We start from the raw sequence: 23132 nt of genomic DNA on the forward strand, positions 1-23132 counted from the left end.
TGGGCCAATAATCGCTGTTCTCGCAGCCACTCGACTGCGCTAAGATGCTTGCGCCTGACTCGGGTTCGAGCCGCCACCAGGCCGCCGGTCATGATTCAGCGGACAATTCGCAGCGTCATGGTTTGTTTGGCGCTTCTCTGCGCGATAGCGCCGCGCGCCTGGTCGAGCGAAAGTGAACCGATACTCTCCGACCGGCTGGCCGCTTACGTAGCGACACCCGATCCCAGTCTGGAGTGGCGCGAGATGAGCTCGGGCCGCATCGGCGCGACCGAGTACGTCGAATATCTGATGACCTCGCAGATCTGGCGAGGCATCCCCTGGAAACATCAATTGTTCGTGCTGCGCCCGGGGAACATGGCCGGCGATTCGCGGCATGCGCTGTTGTTCATTCATGGCGGCCGCTGGAAGCCTGAATACGAAGGCGAGCGCAAGGCGCAGCAACTGCCGAGAGAAGCGCTCTTGTTCGCGCAACTGGCCGAGTCCATTCGCGCGCCGGTGGCCGTGCTGAGGCAAGTCCCCTTCCAGCCGATCTTCGATCGCAGAGAAGATGCGCTGATCGCTTACACCTTCGATCAGTATCTGCAGACCGGCGAAGCCGATTGGCCGTTGCTGCTCCCCATGGTCAAGAGCGCCACGCGCGCCATGGACGCCGTGCAGGACATCGTACGCAAGCGATGGGCCGCGTCGCCCGAGTCGTTCACCGTGTCCGGCGCTTCAAAGCGCGGCTGGACCGCATGGCTCACGGCCGCGATCGATCAACGCGTGATGGCGGTGGCGCCCATGGTGATCGACGTATTGAACATTCCGGCGCAGATGGATCACCAGCGCGCGACCTGGGGAGAATTCTCCGAGGAGATCGCAGATTACTCTTCGCTGGATCTGCAAAGCCGATTGAAAACACCGCGCGGCGAAGCGCTGTTGTCCATGGTCGATCCTTTCAGCTATCGCGAGCGGCTCACGCAGCCCAAACTGATTCTGCTGAGCACGAACGATCGTTACTGGCCGCTGGACGCGCTGAAATTCTACTGGCCCGGGTTGCCCAATCCCAAACACGTGATGTACGTGCCCAATCAAGGTCACGGGCTGCAAGACGCCGATCGCGTTATCGGCGGCTTGAGCGCGGTCCATCGCTACGCCGCGGCCGGCAAACCATTGCCGCGCACTGAATGGGCGTTTGCATCGAAAAAGAACTCGGTCACCATCCAGCTCAAACCCGACCGTCCCGCCCAGAACGTGCTCGTCTGGAGCGCCTATAGCTCCACCCGCGACTTCCGCGAAGCTCGTTGGGCAGCCCGCAAGTGCTCGAGATCGAACGACGGATATGTTTGCTCGGTGGAGCGCCGCGAACAGGGCTACACTGCCGCGTTCGGGGAAACCTCTTTCCGCGATGATGGCAATCCCAATTTCTCGACCACCACGACGGTGTGCATCGCCGGTCCGAAAGGCGCCGAACCCGTAGAGTGCTGAGAATCCAGCAGAGTGACTCAATGACGCAGACCCAAGCCGGGGCGCCCGAGCAACGTGCAGCGTTCGAGATCCCTGACCACATCACCTATTTGAATTGCGCCAGTCTGTGCCCGCGCCTCAAGGCCGTCACCGCCGCCGGCCAAGCCTCGCTGGTGCGCATGGGGACGCCGTGGAAAGTCGACAATTCGGATTGGTTCGGCGGGTCGGAGCAACTTCGCAGCGCGTTCGGCCGAATCATCAATGCGCCCGCGTCGAGTATCGCGCTGGTGCCGGCGGTGAGTTATGGAATCGCGGTGGCGGCGCTCAATGTACCAGTGAAAGACGGCGACAATATCGTGGTCGTCGATCAGGAATATCCATCCAATTTCTACAGCTGGCGACGCTTGGCGCGCCAACGCGGCGCTGAGCTGCGAGTGGTGCTCCCGCCTCCCGGCGGCACCATCACCGACGCCATCATCTCTCTCATCGATCGGCGCACGGCCGTGGTCGCCACTCAGAACTGCCATTGGACCGATGGCACATTCGTCGACTTGCGTCGCGTTGGCGCCGCTGCCCGAGCGAACGACGCCGCATTGGTCGTCGACGCGAGCCAATCGCTAGGCGCGTACCCATTCGATGTGCAGGAGATTCAGCCCGACTTCCTCGTCACGGTCGGTTACAAATGGTTGCTCGGCCCTTACGCGCTCGGCTACATGTATGTCGCCGAACGCTGGCACTCGCAAGGCGTGCCGCTGGAAGAATCGTGGCTGCATCGGGAAGGCAGCGAAAGTTTCGTTGGGCTGGTCAGCTACACCGAAGCATACAAAGCCGGCGCCGCTCGCTTCAGTCAGGGCGAGGCGGCGCAGTTGTATCTATCTGCGATGGCGCTTGCCGCGCTAGAACAAATCCAACAATGGACGCCATCGCGCATACAGCAACAGCTCGGCGAGTGGACCACCGAGCTCGCCGCCCGCGCCAAGCCGCTGGGCCTCACCTGCGTTGATGCCTCGAATCGCATGGGCCACCTGATCGGACTCAGAGCGAAGAATGGTCTGCCCGAGAATCTCGTCACGCAACTGGCGGATCGCGACATTTACGTCGCGGCCCGCGGCAGCAGCATTCGTGTCGCCCCGCACTTGCACAGCACCGCCAGTGACATGGATCGCCTGGTGACGGCGCTGGGCGAGATCCTGCGATAAGTCCGCGCGAAGAGCGACGTTACTTAAACAGTACCAGCTCTTCCGCCATTGTCGGATGAATCGCGACCACTTCGTCCAGCTGCGACTTGCGGAGCCCGGCCTTCACCGCCACCGCAAGCACCTGGAGGATCTCCGGCGCGTCCGGGCCGATCATGTGCGCGCCGACGATCCGCTCGCTGGCGGCGTCCACGACGATCTTATATAGAGCGCGCTCATTGCGTGCGGCGAGCACGTTCTTCATCGGGCGGAAGTCCGCGGTGAAGACCTTGACCGCGCCATACTTGTTACGAGCATCGCCTTCGGTGAGCCCTACGCCCGCGAGCGGCGGATGACTGAACACCGCGGAAGGAATGCAGTCGTAGTCCACCTTGGTGGGCTTCTTGCCGAAGACCGTATCCGCGAACGCCTGCCCTTCACGGATCGCGACCGGCGTGAGCTGCACGCGATTGGTGACATCGCCAACGGCGTAGATGGACGGGCACGTCGAGCGGCTTTCGTCATCGACGCGAACCGCACCGTTTTCGTCGGTCTCCACGCCCGCGCTTTCGAGCCCCAGCCCTTCGGTGTTCGGCACCCGTCCGGTGGCGAACATCAACGCGTCGCACTCGACGGCACCGCTCGGCATGTGCACGGTGAGTGCGCCGTTCGGCTCTTTCACGACTCTTTCGATAGGCGAATTGAACAGGAACTGGATGCCTTTGATCATCGAGATCTGCAGCAGCCGATCGCGAATCTGCGCATCGTAACCACGCAAGATCACGTCCGAACGGTTGACGAGCGTGACCTTGACCCCGAGCTCGTTGAACACGCCTGCGAACTCGTTGGCGATATAGCCGCCGCCGGCGATCAGCATGCGCCGTGGCAGCTGTTCCAAATGAAACGCGTCGTTGGAAGTGATGCCGTACTCGCACCCCGGAGCCTCGGGCACATGCGGCCGCGCACCGGTGGCGATCAGGATGACATCCGAGGTGATTTGGCGATCGCCGACGCGAACGCTATGGGCTCCAGTGATGACCGCGCGCTGGTTGAAAACTTTCACCTTGTGATTGTCCAGCGTCTGGTTGTACAGCCCGCTCAGCCGCGTCACCTCGGAAAGCACGTTGTCACGTAGCGTGGGCCAGTCGAACTTCGCGTCCTGCACGTGCCAGCCGAAACGACGTGCGTCTTCGAGGTCTTCGGCGAAGTGCGCGCCATACACGAGCAGCTTCTTCGGCACGCATCCGCGGATCACGCAGGTGCCGCCGATGCGATATTCCTCGGCGATTGCAACTTTGGCGCCGTGTGCGGCAGCTACGCGCGCCGCGCGAACGCCACCCGAACCGGCGCCGATGACAAAGAGGTCGTAGTCTCGCTGGCTGGCCATGAGCAAAAAAGTCGATGCGGGACAGGTCCCGAAGGCCGCGAGTCTACTACGAACGCGAGCCCAACTTGCGCGTCACCACGATATCGACCGAGCTCGTCACCGGGTCGAACATGATGTGCGCCTCGCCGCGCTCCAGCTGATGGAGGACGTGCGTGCGCTTTTCTTCGAGCGTGAACTCGCGCTCGCCATACTCCGTCCCCTCCCTGAGCACGAACGCTTCAATGACACCACGCAGCGCCTCCGCAGACAACTCGGTATGCGGTACCGGAACGGGGGTTTGATCTTCTTCCTCGGGATACATCGGCAAGCTCGGGGACGGGCGGTGTCAGGTCGCTTCCGAGCGCATTGTATATTGATTCGAGAGATCTCTGCGCGGCGCGCCCAGCCTTCCATGCGAGGTCAATGGCTGCTACCGTCGCGCCATGACTGCTCATCTCAAAATCGACTTCGTGTCCGACGTGTCCTGCCCCTGGTGCGTGATCGGCCTCAAATCCCTGGAGCAGGCGCTCGAGCGCGCCTCCGACGCCACCACGGCGGAGATCCATTTCCAACCTTTCGAGCTCAATCCGCAAATGGGCCCCGAGGGACAGGATCTGGCCGAGCACATCGCCGAGAAATACGGTTCGACGCCCGAGGACATGCAGCGCAATCGCGAAGGCATTCGCGACCGGGGCGCGGCGCTCGGCTTCACCTTCAACATGGAAAAGCGCTCGCGCATCTACAACACTTTCGACGCGCATCGGCTGCTGCACTGGGCGGAATCGGAAGGTCGCCAGCTCCAGTTGAAACAAGCCTTGTTCTCCGCCTATTTCACCGACGGTCGCGACCCGAGCGATCGCGAGGTGCTGATCGACGTCGCTCGCCAGGTTGGCCTGGACCCCGACGGCGCGCGCCAGGTGCTGGAATCCGGCCAATTTACCGACGAGGTCCGGCAGATCGAGCAGCGCTATGGCCAGCTCGGCATTCGGGCCGTGCCTTCGGTGATCGTCAACGACAAGTATCTGATCCAGGGCGGCCAGCCCGTGGAAGTATTCGAGCAGGCCCTGCGCAAAATCGCGGCCGAACCTAAATGACAGCTGAATGATCCGGTCGTCGATCTGAGCGGAAGGACTCCGCGTGCGCACCGGACTACACCGTGGCCCGGGTGGGACGGTGTGCGGGCCGCGGATACGGCTCGACGTTGCGCTCGCACCGGCCTAGACTGAATGCCACTGCCGTCGATGGCATGCAGCGGGGGCTGGGGATCCATGACCGCTTCGCCGTTATCCAAGATCAATGCAGCCTGGAACAGCTGCTGCACGGGATTGGCTTTGACTCTACTTGCGGCCAGCGGCGCGGCGCTCGGCGCCGAAGCTGGAGCGAACGAGCCAATCACCGCCGTCTACAAAGCGCACGAGTTTTCATTCCAGTATCGCGGCACCAGCCGGCTCTATACATGTCCCGAGCTGGAGCAGCGGGTCGCGCTGATCTTGATCGGCGTGGGCGCGCGAGACGACGTCAAAGTCAACGCGCGCAGCTGTAACTTCAGCTTCATGCCCGAAGAAGAGCTGTCCATCGATCCCACCTTCGGCCGCGACCGCTTCGACCAGTCTGATCGATGGGGCAGTTCCTCACGCATGCGCCAACCGAATCGAGGGCGCGAGCAATCGACCAGCATCCACATCCAGGCGATGTTTCCCGTCGAGGTGACACCGAAGGTGCTGGAGGAGCTGGACAAGGACAAGTCACGTCGCGAGCTGGTGTCACGCGTCACCGGCAATGCGGCCGCCGCCTTCAACGATCCCATCCTGTTCGAAGCACAGCGACAGGAAGTGACGTTGTCACATCGTTCGATACGGCTGCAGGGCGAAGATTGCGACCTGCTCGAACAGATGAGTCAGCAGGTGTTCCGCCGGCTCAACGTAAAAGTGGTGCGTAGAAGCTTCAATTGCAACGGCGGCGCTTCGCGCATCCCGCCGCAGATCACCGTCGAGTCCTTGCTGCCTACCGGCAAGTTGAAACCGATGCCGGATCCCGAGAAGAAAAACGAAAGCGCGCCCGAGCCCGAAGAATCGTCAGCGCAACCCGCCGAGCCGGCGCCTCAATAATCATCAGGGCGCCGCCCGAGTCGGCTAGCACTGACACCTGGCTTGGACATTGGTTTCGCTGCGCTCCAACGGACGAGCCAACAAGACACCGCCAGTATCCGCCGCCACATCGCATCCTGGTTCTCATAGCGCACGGATGCGTCCAGCGCCCTCTAGCCCCGACCAGACAAGTTGGAGATAGGTTGTGAACGCAAGAATTGGCTCAGCAACCTTGCGTAAAGACTGGGCTCGTCGAGCGCGGCCAGATGCCCAGCGCCGGCAACGATTCTCAAGTACGCATTGGGCAGAGCCTCGACCATCCGTTGCGCGATGGTTCGCCGCCTCTGCGTGTCGAATTCGCCGCTCAGAACGAGCGTGCATACATCGATACAATGTAAATCTCGCATTGTGAGCGGGGCGGCCGATCGCGGACGCTCGTCCAGCAACAGATCCTGCGCCGGGTATCGAGCGGCAATTTCCTGCAGCAGCAGGCGCGCGCCCAGCGCTGTTGTATAAAGGCGCATGAAGGGATGTTGAGACCAGCTGCGTCGGAACGCTTCGATGCCTTCGCTCCGGAGCAGCGCCCGATAGTCATCGATGGGAACTTCCTGAATGTCCGGCGTCAGTGACAATCCATCTGGGGGCGGGCCATCGAGCACCAGGCACGCGACGCGCTGGGGGTACTTCAACGCGCAACGTAGTGCGACCCGTGCGCCCTGTGACATGCCGACGATCGCAGCCTGTGAAATAGCGAGGTAATCCAGCAACCGGGCGACGTCCTCCACGTCCCGCTCGATATCCGGCCTGCCCGAGGAAAGCCCGAAACCGCGCCGATCGAATGCAATCACTTGAAACGAGGATGCAAGTAAATGCAGCTGCGGCTGCCACATATCGAGATCGAGCGCCCAGCCGTGGATGAACACCACGGCAGCGCCTGACCCTGAGCTACGTACGCGGAGCGTTGCTCCTTCGACCTCGATGAAACGTTCGTCGCTCAGCGCCGCCCCCACAATCGATCGGAGGCGATGGCCGCGCCTTCCGCCAGCGACTTCAATTTGAGATAGGCGACGTCCGGATCCACCGGGCCGAAGCCGGCGAAGGTTCCGAACCCACAGTCGGTGCCCGCCATCACACGGTCACGGCCTACCACGTCGGCATATCGACAAAGTCGCTCGGCGACCAGTAGCGGATGTTCTATGTAATTGGTGGTCGTGCTGATGACGCCGGGGATCAGCACCTTGTCCTCCGGCAAACGCGCGTCCCGAAACACCGCCCACTCATGCTCGTGGCGTGGATTCGCGCCTTCGATGAGCAGCGCCTGCACCTTGGCCTTGACCACGACCGGCAACAACTGCTCCAGCGGCACGTCGTGGTGATGCGGGCCTTCGTAGTTGCCCCAGCACACGTGCATGCGCGCTCGCTCGGCAGGAACGTTGCGCAGAGCATGGTTCAACACTTCGATGTGGCGCGCGGCGCTGTTCAAAAAGTCGTTCACTGTATCGTGTCGATACATGGTGTGGCGCCCCATGGCCAGATCTGGAGCATCGATCTGCACCAGCAACCCGGCGCGGGTGATCAACTCGTATTCGGCGCGCATCGCCTCTGCCACCGCTTCGACATACGCGTCCTGCGTGCTGTAGTAATCGTTCGGCTGGAACAGCGCGATCACGCCCGGAGAAGCGGCGTTGAGGAAGCCCTCCAAGGCAGTCGAGTCTGCGAGCGCCGCCTTGAGATTGTCGACGTCGGTCTGCGCCGGCTGCAGGTCGTTGACTCGAATCTCAGCAACACAACGAGGCCTCGTGTACTTCGCCGTGGCGCCCGTGTCCGCCAGCCGTTTCAGGATGCGTGGAAACTCGACCAGGTCCTGGCCAGGCTCACGCGGCGTATCGCCGGCGAATCCCGTCAGCCGGTTCTTTATGTAAGTGGCATAGCTGATCTTGCTCATCTCACCGTCGCTGACCACATCCACGCCACTTGCCACCTGCCGGCGAACGGCGTCCTTCACGGCGTCTGCGATGGTTGCATGAGCGGCGGCTTCATCGAGCGATTCGCCACGCTCGCGCGCAAACAACACATCCGTGACGGCCTGCGACCGAGGCAGACTGCCCACGAGCGTTACCAGGATCCTGTCGCGACCGGTTTCCAATTCTCTCGCCTCCGCGTACAAATACGTCCTCTGACTAGTCAATGATCAGTAGTCATCAGTCACTTCATCGATACATGTTGTTGGATCGATGATCGCCAGCGAGCCACCGCTTGAGCTCGGAGTGAGCGTCGGCACGACGCGTGGCGTTGATCTTCTCCACGTCTGGATGATCGACGGTGAACTCCACGATCATGCCGTCCGGGTCGACGGCATACAGCGAGCGGCAGTAGCCGTGGTCCAGCACGAACATCTTCGGCTCGGTATACCCGGCGGCGCGTAGACGCTGCTCGATGCCCTTCTGCACGTCCGCGTCGACTTTCAAGGCCACGTGATGAAACGGCGTCTCCGGCATTTTCGGCCCGAACATCTCCTGGTCCTCGGGACGCGCGAACTGAAAGAACGCGAGCGCGCCGCCGTCGCCGATACCGAAGAACAAATGACAGTAGGTGCGCTCGGCGCCGAACAGCTCATCGGACTCGCACCACGTCGCCTGCAGCGGCAGGCCGATGATGTCTTCGTAGAACTGGCGTGTCGCTTCCAGATTCCTGGACACGTACGCGGTGTGATGCAATCGTGTCGGCAGCTTCTGAACAGTGGCCATGATGTGCTCCTGTAGCCCCATGCATTCAAAAACGGTAGGTCAGGTCCACGCCCCAGCGTCGCGGCAGGGCCTTGAACACGAAGTTGTTGGTGTAACCTGGGTTTGGGAAGAACTGCGGACCGGGCGACCATTCGGCGTTGTACTCTTCGTCGGTCAGATTCTTGGCCCACACCGTGGCGCTCCACGCGCCGCCCTCGAGCCCCAGCCTCATATTCACCAGCTCCACCGGATCGCGCTCGGTGAAATTGTCCGGATAGAACCAGGTGGGGCCGATGGCCTCGAGGTCGGTGCGCACGAACATGCTTAGCGCCTCGCCGAGCGGGCGTCGATACTGCAGCCCGAGATTGGCGCTGTACTCGGAGACCAATGGCGCCTGGTTGCCCACATCGGTCGGTGCGCGACTGGAGTCTTTGATCTCGCTATCGGTATAGCCGAGCCCGAGATACGCTTCGAAGCCGGTTGCGAGCAGCGCTTTGAGTTCCAACTCGACGCCTTGATAATCCACCCGCTCGAGGTTGCCCAGGTTCTGGGTGCTGGTGGTGGGATCGAAGACGAAGAAGTACGAGCCTTCGGCGCGCGTGTGATAGAGATTGAGACTGGCGCTCAACCGACGGTCCAGGAATTCGGCCTTGGCGCCGAGCTCATAAGTATCCGCAGTCTCGGCGTCGAACAGATCCTCGACCCCGGCGATGCCTGCGGAACCTACGCCCGTCTGATTGAACCCGCCGCTGCGAAAACCGCGACTGAAGCCGGCGTACAGCGTCGAGTTGTCGCTCGGCTTGTAGCGCAATGTGACTTTCGGCTGCCATTCGTCCCAGGTCTGCTCGCGCACCTGTCCGGGGAAGGCGATGCCCACCAGCGGGCCGGGAATGAATTCGGCCGGCGTCTCGGTCGTATTCTCGCGCTCGTCGCGGTCGTAGCGCATGGCCAGGGACATTTCCAGGCGCGATGTGAGATCGAAGTCGACGTTGCCGAACACTGCCCAGGCGAAGTTGTCCTGCGCGTCCGCCAGAAACGTGAACTGGGGATTGAACAGCGGCAACGGCCGTCGCCGTACTTGCGGCACCATGCCCGTGCCCAGATCGAACACATTGCCCGTGGATATGAAGCGATCGGTCGTGATGCCGTAGACACCGGCGATCCAACGCACTCGCTTGCCGGCCGGCGAAGTGAAGCGTAACTCCTGGCTCACGGCTGCCACGTCCAGATACTGATGCTGCGCCTGATCGGAGCGGAAGAACTGAAACAACACCGACTCCTCGATCGGCAGGAAGTTGAACTGGTCGCCGGTGAGGATCTCCTTGAGCGTGTCATAGGAAGTGACTGACGTGAGCGTGCCCACGCCGGTTTCATAGTCCATTTTCAACGAGACGCCGTACATATCGCGCTCGTTCACGCCCGGGTTGTTCACGCGGACCGGCAGGCTCGTATCGTTGACGCTCCCGGTGATGTTGAAGTACAGCGCCTGCGTGTCCACCTGTGACGAGCTCAATCGCAGGTCGGCGGTGAACTCATCCGAAGGCTCCCACAACAGTCGCACGCGAGTGGATACATCCCGGAACGGATCGGCTTCCTCGCCCAGGAAGGCATTGTCGATGTAGCCGTCCGTTTCGAAATACGACGCCGCCACGCGATACTTCAGCGTGTCCGAGATGGGGCCGCTCATACTGCCGCGCAGCCGCTGTCCGGGCCCGGACTCGTAGCCTGCCGTGATGCTGCTTTCGAACTCGTCGGTGGGCCGCCGTGTGTTCACAATGATCGCACCGCCGATGGCATTGCGGCCGTAGAGTGCGCCCTGCGGCCCCTTCAGCACCTGGATGCTTTCGATATCCACCAGTTCCTGGTTGAACTGCGACGGATTGACCATCAGCACGCCGTCGATCAGCACGGCCACCGATGGCTCGCTGTTGCGCGCTTGCGAGATGCCGCGCACCGTCACGAACGAGGTGCCCTGATTCTGAGTCTGGACCAGGCTCATGTTGGGCGTGAGATCGATGAAGTCCTGCGGCCGCTCGATGCCGGCCGCTTCGATGTCCGCCGCGGTGAACACGTTGATGGCCACGGGAACATCGAGCACCGCCTCGTCGCGTTTGCGCGCGGTGACGATCACTTCTTCGAGACTGCCGTCGCCTGCCAGGTTCTGCGACTGTCCCTGGTCCTGAGCTGGCGCATCGAACGGCAGAAGACACAACGCCGCCGACACGCCAGCCAGTACCAGCCCCCACCCCCACTTGTACGTCGTCATGGTTCGCTCCCCAGCTATCTCGTCCACCCCTCCGAGATTTCAGGCCAGCCCTCGCGTGCGGCGAGAGCTTCGCGAATCGAGGCGCCGTGCTGATCGAGCAGCGGCGCCGAAATCACCCGATCGAACCTGGCGCCATCGAATTGCACGGCGGGGCGGACGGCCCATTTGCCGCCGCTCGCCGCTTCGACCGGCACGATCAGCCCCAGGTGGCGCACCTGCGCATCGTCGATCACCTGGTCGATGCGGTTGATGGGCGCGAACGGCACATCGTTGTGCTCGAGCCTTTCTACCCAGTGCTGTCGCGGATGACGTGAAAACAATGCGTCGAGCTCCGCACCGAGCGCTTCGTAGTTGTCGATGCGGCCTTGCCGCGTGCGGAAGCGCTCGTCAGTGCTCAAACGCTCGCCGTCCAGCGCGGTCGTCAGGCCCTCCCAGAACTTCTCCATGGAGGAGAGATGAATCGCGATGAGCTCGCCATCCGCCGTGCGCAGGATGTACGCCTGCGCGAGACGCGGCCGATCACTGGACTTCGGAACTTCGTTCAGCGCGAAGAAGGCGGCGAATGGCTCCACTGCGAAATGCGCCATGGCTTCGAGCATGGAGACTTCGACATGTCGCCCGCGCCCGGTGCGCGCGCGCTCGATCAAAGCGCCGAGGATTCCGAATGCGCCGTAAATGCCGGTGATGGCGTCGGCAAGCGCCGGCCCAAGGAACCGCGGGCGATCGTGGTCGACGACCACGCTCAGAAAGCCACTCAGCGCCTGGGCCACCGAGTCGTAACTCGGCCGATCGGCGTATGGCCCGCTCGAGCCGAAGCCGCTGATCGAGCAATACACCAGACGTGGATTCAACTCGTGCAAGCGCGGCGCGCCGGCGCCCAGGCGTTCGGCGGTACCAGGGCGGAAGTTCTGGATATAAACATCCGCATTGCTGATGAGGCTGTCGAAGGCTTCGCGATCCGCCGGTTGATGCAGATCGAGAGCGATGCTTCGCTTGTTTCTGTTGTATGCCTGGAAATGCGGCGAGAACTGTCCGCCCTGATAGCTCCGATAGGGATCGCCCGTGGGGCTTTCGACCTTGATCACATCCGCGCCGAGATCCGCCAGCATCATGCCGGCGCACGGGCCGGTAATGAACGTGCCCTGCTCGACGATGCGGATACCGGAGAGGACGGATTGCATGATGCCCCTCTATCGATCGCTCCCCACGAACCCTTCGGGCTTCGGCCCGTCGTACTCGACGGCCAGCGCGCCCGCATGCGACAGCACGAAGCCGATCGGACGCGAGCGCTCTTCCAACAGATGTGCGATGAGGCTGGCGGTGCGCGCGAGCAAGGGCGCTCCTTTGAGCGCCAGCAATGGATAGCCCGCATCGAGCAGCGTGCACGCGATTGCGCCGGATACATTCATGGCGAGTGGCTTGCCCGTGATCTCCGGCAACAGGTCGTCGATGATGCTGGCAGCTTCGATATGCCGACCACTCGTGCCCGCTTGCCTTGCAACTTCCAGGAGTCGTCGCGCGCGAGGGTCGTAGTCCTTGTGCAGTGGATGGCCGTAACCGGGAATGGCTCGACGGCTCTCTTGGTAGTCGCGGATGATTTCGCTCGCGGCATCTCGCATCGAAGTCGCTGCTGCTCGTGCAATCACCTCATGCAACAAACGGCCGGCCTCCTCAGCGGCCCCGAGAATGACCGAGCCACAACCCAACAAGCCCGCCGCCACAGCGCCTTGTAACGCCTCCGGCGCGGCGGCAAGTGTCATGCGGCCGACCTGCACGCTGGGTACCAGGCCGTGTTCGGCGATCGCCACCAGCACCGCGTCGAGCACGCGCCTTTGCGCTTCGTTCGGCAAGTCGCCGGTCACGAGCAACCAGACATGGTCGGTGAAAGAGATGCGCCCGATCAGTTCCTCGCACAGGTCGCGACCCCGCACGAGGATCGTCTCCGCGTTCGACGTGGAGATCGCCGAAGCCCGATTGGCCTGCGCGCCGATCTTCATGTCCGCGCGCCCTTAGCAACGCCGCTGGACAACTTTTCGGATATCGAATAAACATTCGTCATACGAATCATGCTGGATCCGCCCCTCGAGGGCTGTCAATCGCGATTGCCGCCGTTTTTCGCTTATCGAAAAGGGCTGTGGCCATGAAGAAATCCAGTGATGTCGCCGCGGGAAACTCAGCGCGTCGCGAAGCCATGGGTGGCCTCGCAAAAGGTTTGGAGGTCATCCGCGCCTTTTCCCACGATTCGCCTTCTCTGACGCTCTCCGAAATCGCGGGCCGAGCCGGCTTGCCAGCCGCTACCGCTCGGCGCTGCTTGCTGACGCTTTCTGAACAGGGCTACGTCATGCAATCGGGCCGCAACTTCCTGCTGCGCCCCAAGGTGCTCGAACTGGGCGCCGCCTATCTCGACTCGATGAACATCGAGATGCTTACCCGAACCTATCTGGAAGATCTCGCCAGTCAGACCGGCGACTCCGCAGCGTTGACGGTGCTGGACGGCGCTCACATCGTCTACGTCGCCCGGGCGTCGGTGCGTACGTTGATGCGACTGGAGGCGCATGTCGGCAGCCGCCTCCCCGCCTATCCCACCTCGCTGGGCCGCGTGCTGCTTGCCGGGCTGTCGCCGGAACGCCTCGACCGATATTTCGAGCAGGCAGAGATCACGGCGCTGACCGAGCGCACCGTCACCGACAAGGCTCGGTTACGCGCGTTGATCGAAGAGTGCCGACGCGTCGGCTATTCCTCCGTCGAAGACGAACTCGCCTACGGCGTCGTCGCTGTCGCCGTGCCCGTTTTCGACAAAACCCGTCGCGTCGTCGCTGCGCTCAACAGCTCCAGTCATTCGAAGAAGACCACGCGCGCGCGGCTTGCCAAGGAGCGGGTGCCGCTGCTGCAAACCATCAGCTCGCAGATCTCCCGCGAACTGCAGCGAGTGCCGGGCTTGTCGCTCAGCGCGCAGACTTGATCTCGCGATGCGTGCGCCGCGGTTGAACGCGTGCGCCCTCGAGAAGCACTCGGGTCTAGCGAGGCGCTGATCGAACTCAACGTTTCGAAGCGCCGCGAGTGTCTACATGCACGAGGCTGATGCGGGTGCCGTTGCCAAGGGGATCGATGGCGACGATGCGTTGGTTGTCGTCGGTGCCGGCTTTGTAGACGATCTCGTGGGAGTTGGGATCGTCGGCGTCGCAGGTCAGGACGCCGGTGCGTTTCGATCTGGGCGAGCCTGTCGAGCAGTCGAGGACGGGGCCATACTTGGCAAGCGCCTTGCGATAGAAGGCGGCGACTTGTTCCGGGCGGTCCGAGGACGACAGTTCCAGCGCGGCGACTTTGAAACCGAATGAGCCGGCGGACAGGCCGATGTTGGCGCCGGAGCTGGTTTCGCCGGGTTCCTTGTAAGGTGTCGCGCCTGGATATTCCGGCAGCCCGACGTCGGCGACCTCGGCCTGGTCGGTCACCTTCACTTCAAGGCCGAGCGAATGGGTTCCCCTTTCGTCCGCGCTGCAGGCGCTGACGGCGAGCGAGGCCAACATCACCGCCGCGAAACCGGGCACGACGTGCATCTTCATGGGCTGTTTCTCCTTTGCGCAATCCGGGCTCAGAACTCCCCTGCAGACCAGGACACACCTGCCGCCCCCAAGTTACAGCCGCCAGCAAAAAAGCACATTCGTCCCCGGCCGTGGACACCCGCTCGGAGTGCGAACAATCCTTCGGGCCTTGTTTTCCAAGAAAATATTCCAACGTGAACCGGCGTCGCCCGGCTGGAATGTCGCTTGCTACGTCTGCCTTCGCGAGAGCTTTCTCGCGATCGAAGGAGACGCAGATGAAAAGGATCCGTGCTTGCGCTGCCTGGATGACCCTGGCGCTGACCTGCAACGTGAACGCCGACGAATCCGGTCCCTATCTCAGCGCGGGCCTGGGCCGGGTCGACGCGCCGGACAATGCCAGCCTGGGCGCCTTGAGAGGGCAGACCGACAATGACGTTTGGAGTTGGACGGTGGGCGTGGGCTATCGCTTCAACAAGAACATCGCGCTGGAGCTTGGCTATCTGGATCTAGGCGAGCTCGAGTCCGGAAATCTCACGGATCCCACAGGCAGCACCGATGCTCGCGCTCGCGCCGGTTTCGCTGCGGACGGCGCGACGTTCGCATTGGTGGGCACGTTTCCAATCGGTCGCTGGGAGCCGTACGTCAAAGCCGGTGTGATGTTCTCCAGTACGGAGCTACGGTTCTCCGGCTCGACCGACTCCGTGCCGTTCGCCGGGCGCATTACCGACGATACGGAAGATCCGCTCTATGGTGCCGGCGTGCGCTTCACCGTGGCGGAGCCGCTGCAGGTCTATCTGGACCTGACCTATCTCGACGACGTGGGCGAGCACGACACGGGACAGTCCAACTACTTGAACGGCTCGGCCGGCGTGCTCTGGCGATTCTGAGCCGGCGCGGAGTGTCCACGAAGATGGACACTCCCGTCGCGCATGGCTTGCGTGCACAATACGACCTTACATGCGCCGGACAACAATAACGCCGCGCACAGGTGCCAATCATTTTGGAAGGCCGCCCCGCCGACGCACCATGAACTTCCGGCCCCGCTGGCTCCTGTTCATTCTGTTCTTGCTGCCGTTGGCTGCACTGGCGCAATCCCCAGCGGGCGACGACGCGCTGACCATCGATGAGCTGACCTGCCGCGGCAACGAAGCGACGTCCTGCGATTTCATCCTGGGGCACATCTATCTTTCGCCTGGCGACGCCGTCGACGAGCTAGAGCTCAGCAACGCACGCCTGCGTCTATCGTCGCTGCCGAGCTTCTCATCCGTCGACATCTATCTCGAGCGAGGCGTCGCGCGCGGCCACGTTCGCGTCGTCGTCGAAGTTGTCGAAGCCGATCCTTACGCGCGCGAATGGATCGCCGGCACGTCGATACGTTTCGACAGCGTCAGTCAGCTGCTCGTCGGCCGACTCACCAATCAGAATCTGTTCGGCACCGGCAAGCTGCTCGACGCGTACGCGTTCGCGTACGCGCCGGTGGCAGGGACGGTTCGCAGCGAATACAGCGCGCGCGTGCAGTATGTCGATCCGCACTGGCTGAACAACAAACGCATGTACCTGATCGCCGGGATGTCCGGCGGTTACGTCGATTCCGAGTCGATCAACGGCCGGCGGGCGAAAGTCGAAAACCTCGGCTTCGACGTCGCGGTGGGTCGCCGCCTGTTCGACTTTTCCTTCCTGACGTTCGGCTACCGTTACAACTCGTACGCACAGATCGACGTCACCAGCCGATTGCTCGACGGCAGCGTAGAACGGTCGAGCGAGTCGTTCGACAGCCATGTGTTCAGCATCGCGTACGGCTGGAATTCCGAGGACGACCCGTACTTCCCTACTCGCGGATCGCGCGCGGTGGTGCACTCCTCGAGGGTGTTCGTCGAAGGAAACGTCGGCACATCCACCGATGGCGGCATTCGAAAGACGTGGACGACCGCGAACGGCACCTCCTGGGTCATCCAGGTGGCGGACGCACCGAGCACGGAGACCCGCCAGTTCATTCAGGAGCACTTCGAGTTCGTCGGTGGCTTCTCACGACCGATCGGCGCCAGTGCGAATGGCGAGATTCGCCGCGGCCGGTGGTATGTCGAAGCCGGATACAGCCCACAAGGGCACGACCTGCAAAACCGGCGACAAAAAGAATACGGAGCCAAGGCAGGCGTCCGTCTGCAAACGCGCTCCTTCGGCATGGTCGATCTGTATGTCATCGGGTCCTTCCTGCACACTGCCGAGGGCGCAGACTGATGCGCGCGCTGTGCTTGATCGGCCTGCTGTTGCTGAGCGCACTCGCGCAGGCGGCGGACATCTCACCTGTAATACACGATCGTCACATTGGCGCACGCCTTCGCGGCCTCGCGCTACCCGACTCGCTCCGCAAGGACCTTCGCAGCGGCTTGACCAACCGGGTTCTGCTACGCGTCACCTTGCTCGAAGGAACGCAGACGCTCGCCACCGCGAATGTCGAAATTGCACTCAAGTACGATCTGTGGGATGAACGTTTCGGCACGCAGCTCACCGTCAACGGCGTCGTCCGAACGGCGCCGGAGTTACGAACCGTCGACGAAGCCTGGGCCTGGCTGATCGATCTGCGCCTGATGCCGCTGTTCGAACGGCCCACGACGCCGGCAACGCTGACGCTACGGGCGGAAGTGCTGCTCAATCCGATCGAGCGTGAACGCATGGAACAGATTCGCGAATGGGTGAAGGAAAACAGCCGCTACGTGCCGCTGGAGGGCGCGCCCAGCGCGGCTTCGGAGTCCGGGTCGAACTCCGTATTCAACCGGATCTTCGAATATTATGCGGCCGATCAGGGAATGGCGGCGCAGTGGCGTGAACAAGCGGCCTCCGCGCCGTTCACTGTGAGCGCAAGGTGAGCGATCGAAACATCAAGCTGCTGCTGTTCCTGACGGTGCTGGTGATCAGCGTACTGCCGATGATGGCGGCGCTGTACTTCCTGGATCGCAGCCTGCAGACGAGCCTGAACCTGGGGTTCAATCCCCATATCACTCGCGTACTGGAAGACAGCTCGCACAATTTGCTGACCTTGCGCAAGCTCGATGCGGAACGACAGGCGGAGTACCGCGAGCAGTTCGAACGGATCGAGCAGCTTCGGCACGTGTACGAGCACCCTGCGCTGGTTCGCCACGGCGTGCTCGAATCTTTGCGCATCTACTTCGCGCTGGGCCTGATGGCTGCATTGGCCTTCTCGTTGCTGGTTGCCGCCATGCTGAGCCGGCGCATCGCTCGCGCCTACACACAGACGTTCGATGAGCTATTGAAGCAGCGCGAGAAGGTGCGTTATCTGCAGGAGATCTCCGCCTGGCAGGAACTGGCGAAGATGCTTGCACATGAGATCAAAAACCCGCTCACCCCGATCGAAGTACTGGTGAGCTCGCTGCGCAAGGCGCATGCGCAACTCTCCATGCAAGAATTCTCAGCGCGACTCGCCCAGACTCAGGCCATGATCGGAGAGGAGTTGCAACACCTGAAGCGGACCGTGGATCACTTCTCGGATTTCGCTCGCCTGCCCGAGGTGAAACTTGAGCGCGTCGATCTCTCGGCGATCTTGGCCGCGCAGTTGCGGGCTGTCGGCTCGATGTTTCCCACGGCGAAGATCGGCTATGAGCCGGAGTCCGCCACGAGTGTGCAGGCCGACGTCGATCCGACGCTGTTTCGACAGGTATTGACGAATCTGGTTCGCAACGGGGTCGAGGCAAACCCGGGTCGTGAGGTGCGGTTCCTGGTTCGCCTGGTACGAACCGATCAAGGCGTTGAAGTCTCAGTGGGCAACGACGGCGCGCCGGTGCCCGAGGATCTGGTGCCCCGCCTGTTCGATCCATACGTTTCGGGCACGCGAGGCAAGGACAACATGGGGCTGGGGCTCGCGATCGTTCGCAAGATCGTGATCGATCATGGCGGCGATATCCGATATCGGCTTCAGCAGGGTTCGCCTGCATTCGTGATCGGCCTGCCGGGAGTGCCTCATGGCTGAGCTTGCCGCGCAACCGACGGTTCTGGTGCTGGACGATGAAAAGAACATTCGTCACGCCATTCAGATCGCGCTCGAGCAGGAGGGCATGCACGTCATCGCGGCCCATGACGTAGCCAGCGCAGCTCGCGTTCTCGACGAGCGCGTGGTCGATTTGATGGTGCTCGACATTCGCCTCGGCGAGATCGATGGACTGGCCTTCTTTCGCAAACTGCAGTCGGAAGGCAGCGCCGTACCGACCATCTTCATCTCCGGCCACGCCACGCTCGCTGAAGCGGCGCAGGCCATGAAGGTTGGCGGCTTCGACTTTCTGGAGAAGCCGTTCAGCGCGGAGAAGATCAGTGTGGTCGCGAGACGATGTCTCGAACATGCGTCGCTTCAGCAGCGACTGCGCGCCATGCAAGAACGCGAGGGTATGGGTGAGATTGTCGGCGACTCGCCGCTCATACAGCGCCTGATTGCCGATGCATTGAAAGTAGCGGACACGCAGGCGAGCGTGCTGATCACTGGCGAGAGTGGCACAGGCAAGGAGTTGGTCGCCAACATGATCCATGCGAACTCCTCCCGCCGGGATGCTCCGATGGTGAAGGTGAACTGCTCGGCGATCCCGGAGAATCTCATCGAAAGCGAGTTGTTCGGTCATGAGCGCGGGGCCTTCACTGGCGCCCACGCCCCCAGGCGCGGCATGTTCGAGACCGCGCATCGCGGCGTGCTATTTCTGGATGAGGTTGCCGACCTGCCTCTTGGCGCCCAGGCAAAGATCTTGCGAGCCTTGCAGCATGGTGAGATTCAGAAGCTCGGGGCGGAGCGGACGTTGCGCGTCGACGTGCGAGTGATTTCGGCGACGCATAAAGATTTGAAGCGGTGCGTCGCTGATGGCACGTTTCGCGAGGATCTATACTACCGACTCAACGTCGTTCCCTTGCGCGTGCCCAGCTTACGGGAGCGCCGCCGGGACATCCCGCTGCTCGTGAACTTCATCGTGTCCAGATTGTGCGCGAAGCATAATCTGCGCGCCAAGGAAGTGGACGCCGAGGCGATGCACGAGCTCGAGCAGTACTCCTGGCCCGGCAACGTTCGCGAGCTGCAGAACCTGCTCGAGCGCGTGCTCATCATGAGCGGAGATCGCATTACTGTCCTCGATCTTCCCGAGGAAGTGCTCGCCGTCGACGACCCCGCCGACGCCAAACCCATGGGCCAGTCCAGCCTCAAGGACTGCCGCGACCAGGCCGAGCGAGACTTGATTCTCGCCACCCTGAAACAACACGCTGGCAACATCAGCCGCACCGCCCTCGATCTCCACGTCCGCCGCCCTTATCTTCACCGCCGCATGTCCGCCCTCGGCATTTCGAAGAAGGATTATTTCGGCGGCTAAGAGCGGAAGGCTTGAATTTGTCACACAGCGGCGAGCGACAACGACGTCAAGCGATCTTCAGCGCCGGCTGAAGCTTGAGATACCCGTCAGCCATCCGCTCCAGCGACACCGGTTTGATCTTGCTCGCTTGCCCCGCCGACCCAAAGGCCAGAAAGCGAGACTTACAAATATCCCGCGCCGCCGAAGTCGCCTGCGCCAAGAACTTCCGCGGATCGAACTCACTGCGATCGGTATTCATGAGCCGGCGCATCGCGCCCGTCATGGCGATGCGTATGTCGGTATCGATGTTGACCTTGCGCACGCCATTGCGTATCCCCTGCTGGATCTGCTCCACCGGCACGCCGTAAGTTTCCTTGAACTCACCGCCATGCTCGCGAATGATCGCCAGCCACTCCTGCGGCACGGACGAAGACCCATGCATCACCAGGTGCGTGTTCGGGATCCGCTGGTGAATCTCACGAATCCGGTCGATCGCGAGAATGTCGCCCGTCGGCCGACGTGAAAACTTGTAAGCGCCATGCGAAGTGCCGATCGCTATGGCCAAAGCATCGACTCCCGTCTGCTCGACAAATTCGGCGCACTGATCCGGATCGGTAAGCATCTGCTCGTGAGTCAGCTTGCCCTCCGCCCCAACGCCATCCTCCTCACCCGCCAGGCCCGACTCCAGCGAGCCCAGGCAGCCGAGCTCGCCTTCCACCGACACGCCCACCGAATGCGCCATCTCCACGACTTTGGCCGTCACCCGCGTGTTGTACTCATAGCTGGCGGGCGTCTTCATGTCCTCACGCAGCGAGCCATCCATCATCACACTGGTGAAGCCGGAGCGAATCGACGCCTGACACACGGCTGGGCTCGCACCGTGATCCTGATGTAGCACGATCGGAATGTGCGGCCACGTTTCCGCCGCCGCGAGGACGATGTGGTGAAGGAACGCCTCACCCGCATATTTACGCGCGCCGGCGGAAACCTGCAGGATAGCCGGGCTGTCGGTTTCATCCGCCGCCCGCATGATGGCGAGCACTTGTTCCATATTGTTGACATTGAACGCGGGCATACCATAGCTGTGCTCCGCTGCGTGATCGAGCAACTGACGCAGTGACACCAGGCTCATGTGGCCCCCTTTTGATCTGCCGTTGAGTCCGCTTCCGCATTCGCACGCGGGAGCACCGATCTCACCGCGGCCGCCACCCGCTCGGCTGTAAATTCGAAGTAGCGCATCAAATCCGCGGCTGGCGCCGATTCGCCGAAGCGATCGATGCCGACCACCGCACCGGAGCGACCGACATATTTGCGCCACAGATCGGGGACGCCGGCTTCCACGGCGACACATGGCAGGCTCGACGGCAACACCTGTTGGCGATATTCCGAATCCTGCCGATCGAAAACGTTGGTGGAAGGCATCGAGACGACGCGCACCGGCACGCCTTCGCTCAACAATGCCTTCTGCGCTTCGACCGCAAGCGCGATTTCGGATCCCGTCGCAATGACGACTGCGCGAGGCTCGACCTCAGGTTCCACGAGAACGTATCCACCGCGCCGGATGTTGTCGATCGCCTCCAGACTCCGCGTTTGAAAAGGCAAGTTCTGGCGACTGAAGACCAGGCTGCTCGGCCCATCCGCGCGCTCGATTGCAGCGGCCCAGGCTGCGAGCGACTCCACCGTGTCGCACGGCCGCCAGACATCCATATTAGGTATCACGCGCAACGTCGCCAGATGCTCGATCGGCTGATGCGTCGGACCATCCTCGCCGAGCCCGATCGAGTCGTGTGTGAATACGAAGATGCAGCGGATGCGCATCAGCGCCGCCATCCGCAGTCCGTTCCGACAGTAATCCGAGAACGTCAAGAACGTGCCGCCATAGGGAATGAAGCCACCATGCAACGCTAATCCATTCATGATCGCGGCCATGCCGAACTCACGCACGCCGTAGTAGAGATAATTTCCTCCGCTACTGCTGGTGATTGCCTGGGAGCCAGACCACAGCGTGAGATTCGAACCCGCGAGGTCGGCGGATCCGCCAATCAGCTCCGGCAACACCGGCGCGATGCCTTCGATGGCCTCTTGTGAAGCCTTGCGCGTCGCCATGGTCGCCGCCTTGGCATGCGTTCGCGTCATCAACCTGCGAACGTGGTCGCCGAAGTCCGCTGGCAGTTCGCCTCGCATGCGCCGCGCGAATTCCTGACGCAGCTCCGGATGTGACTTTCCATACTCGGCCAACGTATGCCGCCACGCTGCCTCGGCGGCGGCGCCCGCGGCCCGGGCGTCCCAGCTCTCATATATATGAGGCGGGATGTCGAAAGGCGGATGCTCCCAGCCGAGCGCGGCACGCGTAGCGGCAATCTCCTTGTCACCCAACGGAGCGCCGTGTGCATCATGTGTGCCCGCCTTGTTGGGCGAGCCGTGCGCGATGACGGTCTTGCAACAGATCAAGGTCGGCTTGTCGACGCGCGCCTTTGCGGCGCGAATCGCATTATCGATTGCGGCGCTATCGTGCCCATCGACCTCGATCACATGCCAGCCATAACTATTGAAACGTCCGCGCGTGTCGTCGGTGAACCAGCCCGAAACAGGACCGTCGATGGAAATGCCGTTGTCGTCATAGAACGCGATCAGCTTGCCCAGTCCCAGCGTTCCCGCGAGCGAGCAAGCCTCGTGCGAGATGCCTTCCATCATGCAGCCGTCGCCCAGGAACACATAGGTGTAGTGATCGATGACCTCCTGACCGGGCCGATTGAACTGCGCCGCGAGCACTTTTTCGGCGATGGCCATGCCAACCGCATTGGCAATGCCCTGTCCGAGCGGCCCGGTGGTGGTCTCCACTCCCGCAGTGACGCCATACTCGGGATGTCCTGGCGTTCGGGAATGCAACTGACGGAAGCGCTGCAGCTGTTGCAGCGGCAAGTCATAGCCCGTCAGATGCAGCAGCGCATACAGCAACATTGAACCGTGACCGTTGGACAACACAAAGCGATCACGATTGAACCACTGGGGGTTGGCCGGGTTGTGCCGCAGATGACGTTGCCACAAGACTTCGGCGATCTCGGCCATGCCCATGGGCATGCCTGGATGCCCCGAGTTGGCCTTCTGAACCGCATCCATCGCAAGTACGCGCAACACGTTGATGGCGTCGCGCCGAGCTGGGGAGTCTTGGGACGTTGGCCGCATCT

The 23132-nt window shown here is 62.2% G+C and carries 21 protein-coding genes and 1 pseudogene; 11 read left to right on the forward strand and 11 right to left on the reverse strand.

Annotated features, from left to right (window positions below; translation table 11 throughout):
- The first annotated feature begins 90 nt into the window (after window positions 1-90).
- Together JM946_RS19515 and JM946_RS19520 are read left to right on the forward strand one after the other, a co-directional pair.
- Window positions 91-1467, forward strand: a complete 1377-nt coding sequence (locus JM946_RS19515; protein WP_203169037.1) for a PhoPQ-activated pathogenicity-related family protein — start codon at window positions 91-93, stop codon at window positions 1465-1467.
- 20 nt (window positions 1468-1487) lie between these two features.
- Window positions 1488-2645, forward strand: coding sequence for an aminotransferase class V-fold PLP-dependent enzyme (locus JM946_RS19520; RefSeq protein WP_203169038.1), 1158 nt, complete (start codon window positions 1488-1490; stop codon window positions 2643-2645).
- A 19-nt stretch (window positions 2646-2664) separates the two neighbouring features.
- On the opposite strand, the gene gorA is transcribed toward JM946_RS19520, so the two are convergent.
- Window positions 2665-4008, reverse strand: a complete 1344-nt coding sequence (gorA, locus tag JM946_RS19525) for a glutathione-disulfide reductase (protein WP_203169039.1) — start codon at window positions 4006-4008, stop codon at window positions 2665-2667.
- Between the two features lie 46 nt (window positions 4009-4054).
- Window positions 4055-4309: a YheU family protein gene (locus JM946_RS19530; RefSeq protein WP_203169040.1), complete on the reverse strand. Its 255-nt coding sequence runs from the start codon at window positions 4307-4309 to the stop codon at window positions 4055-4057.
- Between the two features lie 121 nt (window positions 4310-4430).
- On the opposite strand from JM946_RS19530, the gene JM946_RS19535 reads away from it, so the two are divergent.
- The gene (locus tag JM946_RS19535) at window positions 4431-5081 is read left to right on the forward strand and encodes a DsbA family oxidoreductase (protein ID WP_203169041.1); all 651 of its coding nucleotides are present in this window, start codon (window positions 4431-4433) and stop codon (window positions 5079-5081) included.
- 174 nt (window positions 5082-5255) lie between these two features.
- Window positions 5256-6095 carry a hypothetical protein gene (locus JM946_RS19540; protein WP_203169042.1) on the forward strand — a complete coding sequence of 280 codons (840 nt, stop codon included), beginning with the start codon at window positions 5256-5258 and terminating at the stop codon, window positions 6093-6095.
- Window positions 6096-6247: 152 nt separating this feature from the next.
- Here JM946_RS19540 and JM946_RS19545 read toward each other — a convergent pair whose 3' ends face one another.
- The 6 genes from JM946_RS19545 to JM946_RS19570 form a co-directional block, all read right to left on the reverse strand.
- A complete protein-coding gene (locus JM946_RS19545; protein WP_203169043.1) occupies window positions 6248-7000 on the reverse strand; it encodes an alpha/beta fold hydrolase in 753 nt (250 codons plus the stop codon).
- 68 nt (window positions 7001-7068) lie between these two features.
- Window positions 7069-8184: a cobalamin-independent methionine synthase II family protein gene (locus tag JM946_RS19550; protein WP_218042994.1), complete on the reverse strand. Its 1116-nt coding sequence runs from the start codon at window positions 8182-8184 to the stop codon at window positions 7069-7071.
- A 100-nt stretch (window positions 8185-8284) separates the two neighbouring features.
- A complete protein-coding gene (locus tag JM946_RS19555) occupies window positions 8285-8821 on the reverse strand; it encodes a VOC family protein (RefSeq protein ID WP_203169045.1) in 537 nt (178 codons plus the stop codon).
- Window positions 8822-8846: 25 nt separating this feature from the next.
- Window positions 8847-11066: a TonB-dependent receptor gene (locus tag JM946_RS19560; protein ID WP_203169046.1), complete on the reverse strand. Its 2220-nt coding sequence runs from the start codon at window positions 11064-11066 to the stop codon at window positions 8847-8849.
- 14 nt (window positions 11067-11080) lie between these two features.
- Window positions 11081-12247, reverse strand: coding sequence for a CaiB/BaiF CoA transferase family protein (locus JM946_RS19565; protein ID WP_203169047.1), 1167 nt, complete (start codon window positions 12245-12247; stop codon window positions 11081-11083).
- Between the two features lie 9 nt (window positions 12248-12256).
- Window positions 12257-13063 (reverse strand): citryl-CoA lyase, encoded by an 807-nt coding sequence (locus JM946_RS19570; protein ID WP_203169048.1) that lies wholly within the window; start codon window positions 13061-13063, stop codon window positions 12257-12259.
- A 194-nt stretch (window positions 13064-13257) separates the two neighbouring features.
- Here JM946_RS19570 and JM946_RS31770 point away from each other — a divergent pair.
- Together JM946_RS31770 and JM946_RS19575 are read left to right on the forward strand one after the other, a co-directional pair.
- Window positions 13258-13401, forward strand: a pseudogene (locus JM946_RS31770) (helix-turn-helix domain-containing protein); the annotation flags it as partial.
- 6 nt (window positions 13402-13407) lie between these two features.
- Entirely contained in the window at window positions 13408-14028 is a 621-nt protein-coding gene (locus JM946_RS19575; protein ID WP_230979828.1) for an IclR family transcriptional regulator domain-containing protein, read from the forward strand.
- Window positions 14029-14104: 76 nt separating this feature from the next.
- Here the strand turns inward: JM946_RS19575 and JM946_RS19580 are convergent, their stop codons facing one another.
- A complete protein-coding gene (locus JM946_RS19580) occupies window positions 14105-14629 on the reverse strand; it encodes a hypothetical protein (protein WP_203169050.1) in 525 nt (174 codons plus the stop codon).
- A gap of 254 nt (window positions 14630-14883) precedes the next feature.
- Between JM946_RS19580 and JM946_RS19585 the strand changes: the two genes are divergently transcribed.
- From JM946_RS19585 to JM946_RS19605, 5 genes are all read left to right on the forward strand, one after another.
- Window positions 14884-15495, forward strand: a complete 612-nt coding sequence (locus JM946_RS19585) for an outer membrane beta-barrel protein (RefSeq protein ID WP_203169051.1) — start codon at window positions 14884-14886, stop codon at window positions 15493-15495.
- A gap of 139 nt (window positions 15496-15634) precedes the next feature.
- Entirely contained in the window at window positions 15635-16846 is a 1212-nt protein-coding gene (locus JM946_RS19590) for a BamA/TamA family outer membrane protein (RefSeq protein WP_203169052.1), read from the forward strand.
- Window positions 16846-17475 carry a hypothetical protein gene (locus JM946_RS19595; protein ID WP_203169053.1) on the forward strand — a complete coding sequence of 210 codons (630 nt, stop codon included), beginning with the start codon at window positions 16846-16848 and terminating at the stop codon, window positions 17473-17475. Before JM946_RS19590 ends, JM946_RS19595 begins: the two co-directional genes overlap by 1 nt.
- Entirely contained in the window at window positions 17472-18593 is a 1122-nt protein-coding gene (locus JM946_RS30555; protein ID WP_203169054.1) for a sensor histidine kinase, read from the forward strand. Before JM946_RS19595 ends, JM946_RS30555 begins: the two co-directional genes overlap by 4 nt.
- Window positions 18586-19965, forward strand: a complete 1380-nt coding sequence (locus tag JM946_RS19605; protein ID WP_203169055.1) for a sigma-54-dependent transcriptional regulator — start codon at window positions 18586-18588, stop codon at window positions 19963-19965. Before JM946_RS30555 ends, JM946_RS19605 begins: the two co-directional genes overlap by 8 nt.
- Before the next feature lie 46 nt (window positions 19966-20011).
- Here JM946_RS19605 and fba read toward each other — a convergent pair whose 3' ends face one another.
- Together fba and tkt are read right to left on the reverse strand one after the other, a co-directional pair.
- Window positions 20012-21076: a class II fructose-bisphosphate aldolase gene (gene fba / locus JM946_RS19610; protein WP_203169056.1), complete on the reverse strand. Its 1065-nt coding sequence runs from the start codon at window positions 21074-21076 to the stop codon at window positions 20012-20014.
- Complete coding sequence (tkt, locus tag JM946_RS19615) at window positions 21073-23130, reverse strand: transketolase (RefSeq protein WP_203169235.1); 2058 nt, start codon at window positions 23128-23130, stop codon at window positions 21073-21075. Before tkt ends, fba begins: the two co-directional genes overlap by 4 nt.
- Window positions 23131-23132 lie beyond the last annotated feature (2 nt).

It is taken from the genome of Steroidobacter gossypii (assembly GCF_016801985.1).
Taxonomy (GTDB): Bacteria; Pseudomonadota; Gammaproteobacteria; order Steroidobacterales; family Steroidobacteraceae; genus Steroidobacter; species Steroidobacter gossypii.

Bases quoted from the DNA above. Each gene is read 5' to 3' on its own strand.
- JM946_RS19540 (WP_203169042.1), top strand. From the start codon at position 5,256: ATGACCGCTTCGCCGTTATCCAAGATCAATGCAGCCTGGAACAGCTGC.
- JM946_RS19595 (WP_203169053.1), top strand. From the start codon at position 16,846: ATGCGCGCGCTGTGCTTGATCGGCCTGCTGTTGCTGAGCGCACTCGCG.
- JM946_RS19570 (WP_203169048.1), bottom strand. From the start codon at position 13,063: ATGAAGATCGGCGCGCAGGCCAATCGGGCTTCGGCGATCTCCACGTCG.
- JM946_RS19565 (WP_203169047.1), bottom strand. From the start codon at position 12,247: ATGCAATCCGTCCTCTCCGGTATCCGCATCGTCGAGCAGGGCACGTTC.
- JM946_RS19515 (WP_203169037.1), top strand. From the start codon at position 91: ATGATTCAGCGGACAATTCGCAGCGTCATGGTTTGTTTGGCGCTTCTC.
- JM946_RS19590 (WP_203169052.1), top strand. From the start codon at position 15,635: ATGAACTTCCGGCCCCGCTGGCTCCTGTTCATTCTGTTCTTGCTGCCG.
- JM946_RS19530 (WP_203169040.1), bottom strand. From the start codon at position 4,309: ATGTATCCCGAGGAAGAAGATCAAACCCCCGTTCCGGTACCGCATACC.
- gorA (WP_203169039.1), bottom strand. From the start codon at position 4,008: ATGGCCAGCCAGCGAGACTACGACCTCTTTGTCATCGGCGCCGGTTCG.
- JM946_RS19585 (WP_203169051.1), top strand. From the start codon at position 14,884: ATGAAAAGGATCCGTGCTTGCGCTGCCTGGATGACCCTGGCGCTGACC.
- JM946_RS19535 (WP_203169041.1), top strand. From the start codon at position 4,431: ATGACTGCTCATCTCAAAATCGACTTCGTGTCCGACGTGTCCTGCCCC.
- JM946_RS19580 (WP_203169050.1), bottom strand. From the start codon at position 14,629: ATGAAGATGCACGTCGTGCCCGGTTTCGCGGCGGTGATGTTGGCCTCG.
- JM946_RS19520 (WP_203169038.1), top strand. From the start codon at position 1,488: ATGACGCAGACCCAAGCCGGGGCGCCCGAGCAACGTGCAGCGTTCGAG.
- fba (WP_203169056.1), bottom strand. From the start codon at position 21,076: ATGAGCCTGGTGTCACTGCGTCAGTTGCTCGATCACGCAGCGGAGCAC.
- JM946_RS19605 (WP_203169055.1), top strand. From the start codon at position 18,586: ATGGCTGAGCTTGCCGCGCAACCGACGGTTCTGGTGCTGGACGATGAA.
- JM946_RS19560 (WP_203169046.1), bottom strand. From the start codon at position 11,066: ATGACGACGTACAAGTGGGGGTGGGGGCTGGTACTGGCTGGCGTGTCG.
- JM946_RS19555 (WP_203169045.1), bottom strand. From the start codon at position 8,821: ATGGCCACTGTTCAGAAGCTGCCGACACGATTGCATCACACCGCGTAC.
- tkt (WP_203169235.1), bottom strand. From the start codon at position 23,130: ATGCGGCCAACGTCCCAAGACTCCCCAGCTCGGCGCGACGCCATCAAC.
- JM946_RS19575 (WP_230979828.1), top strand. From the start codon at position 13,408: ATGCAATCGGGCCGCAACTTCCTGCTGCGCCCCAAGGTGCTCGAACTG.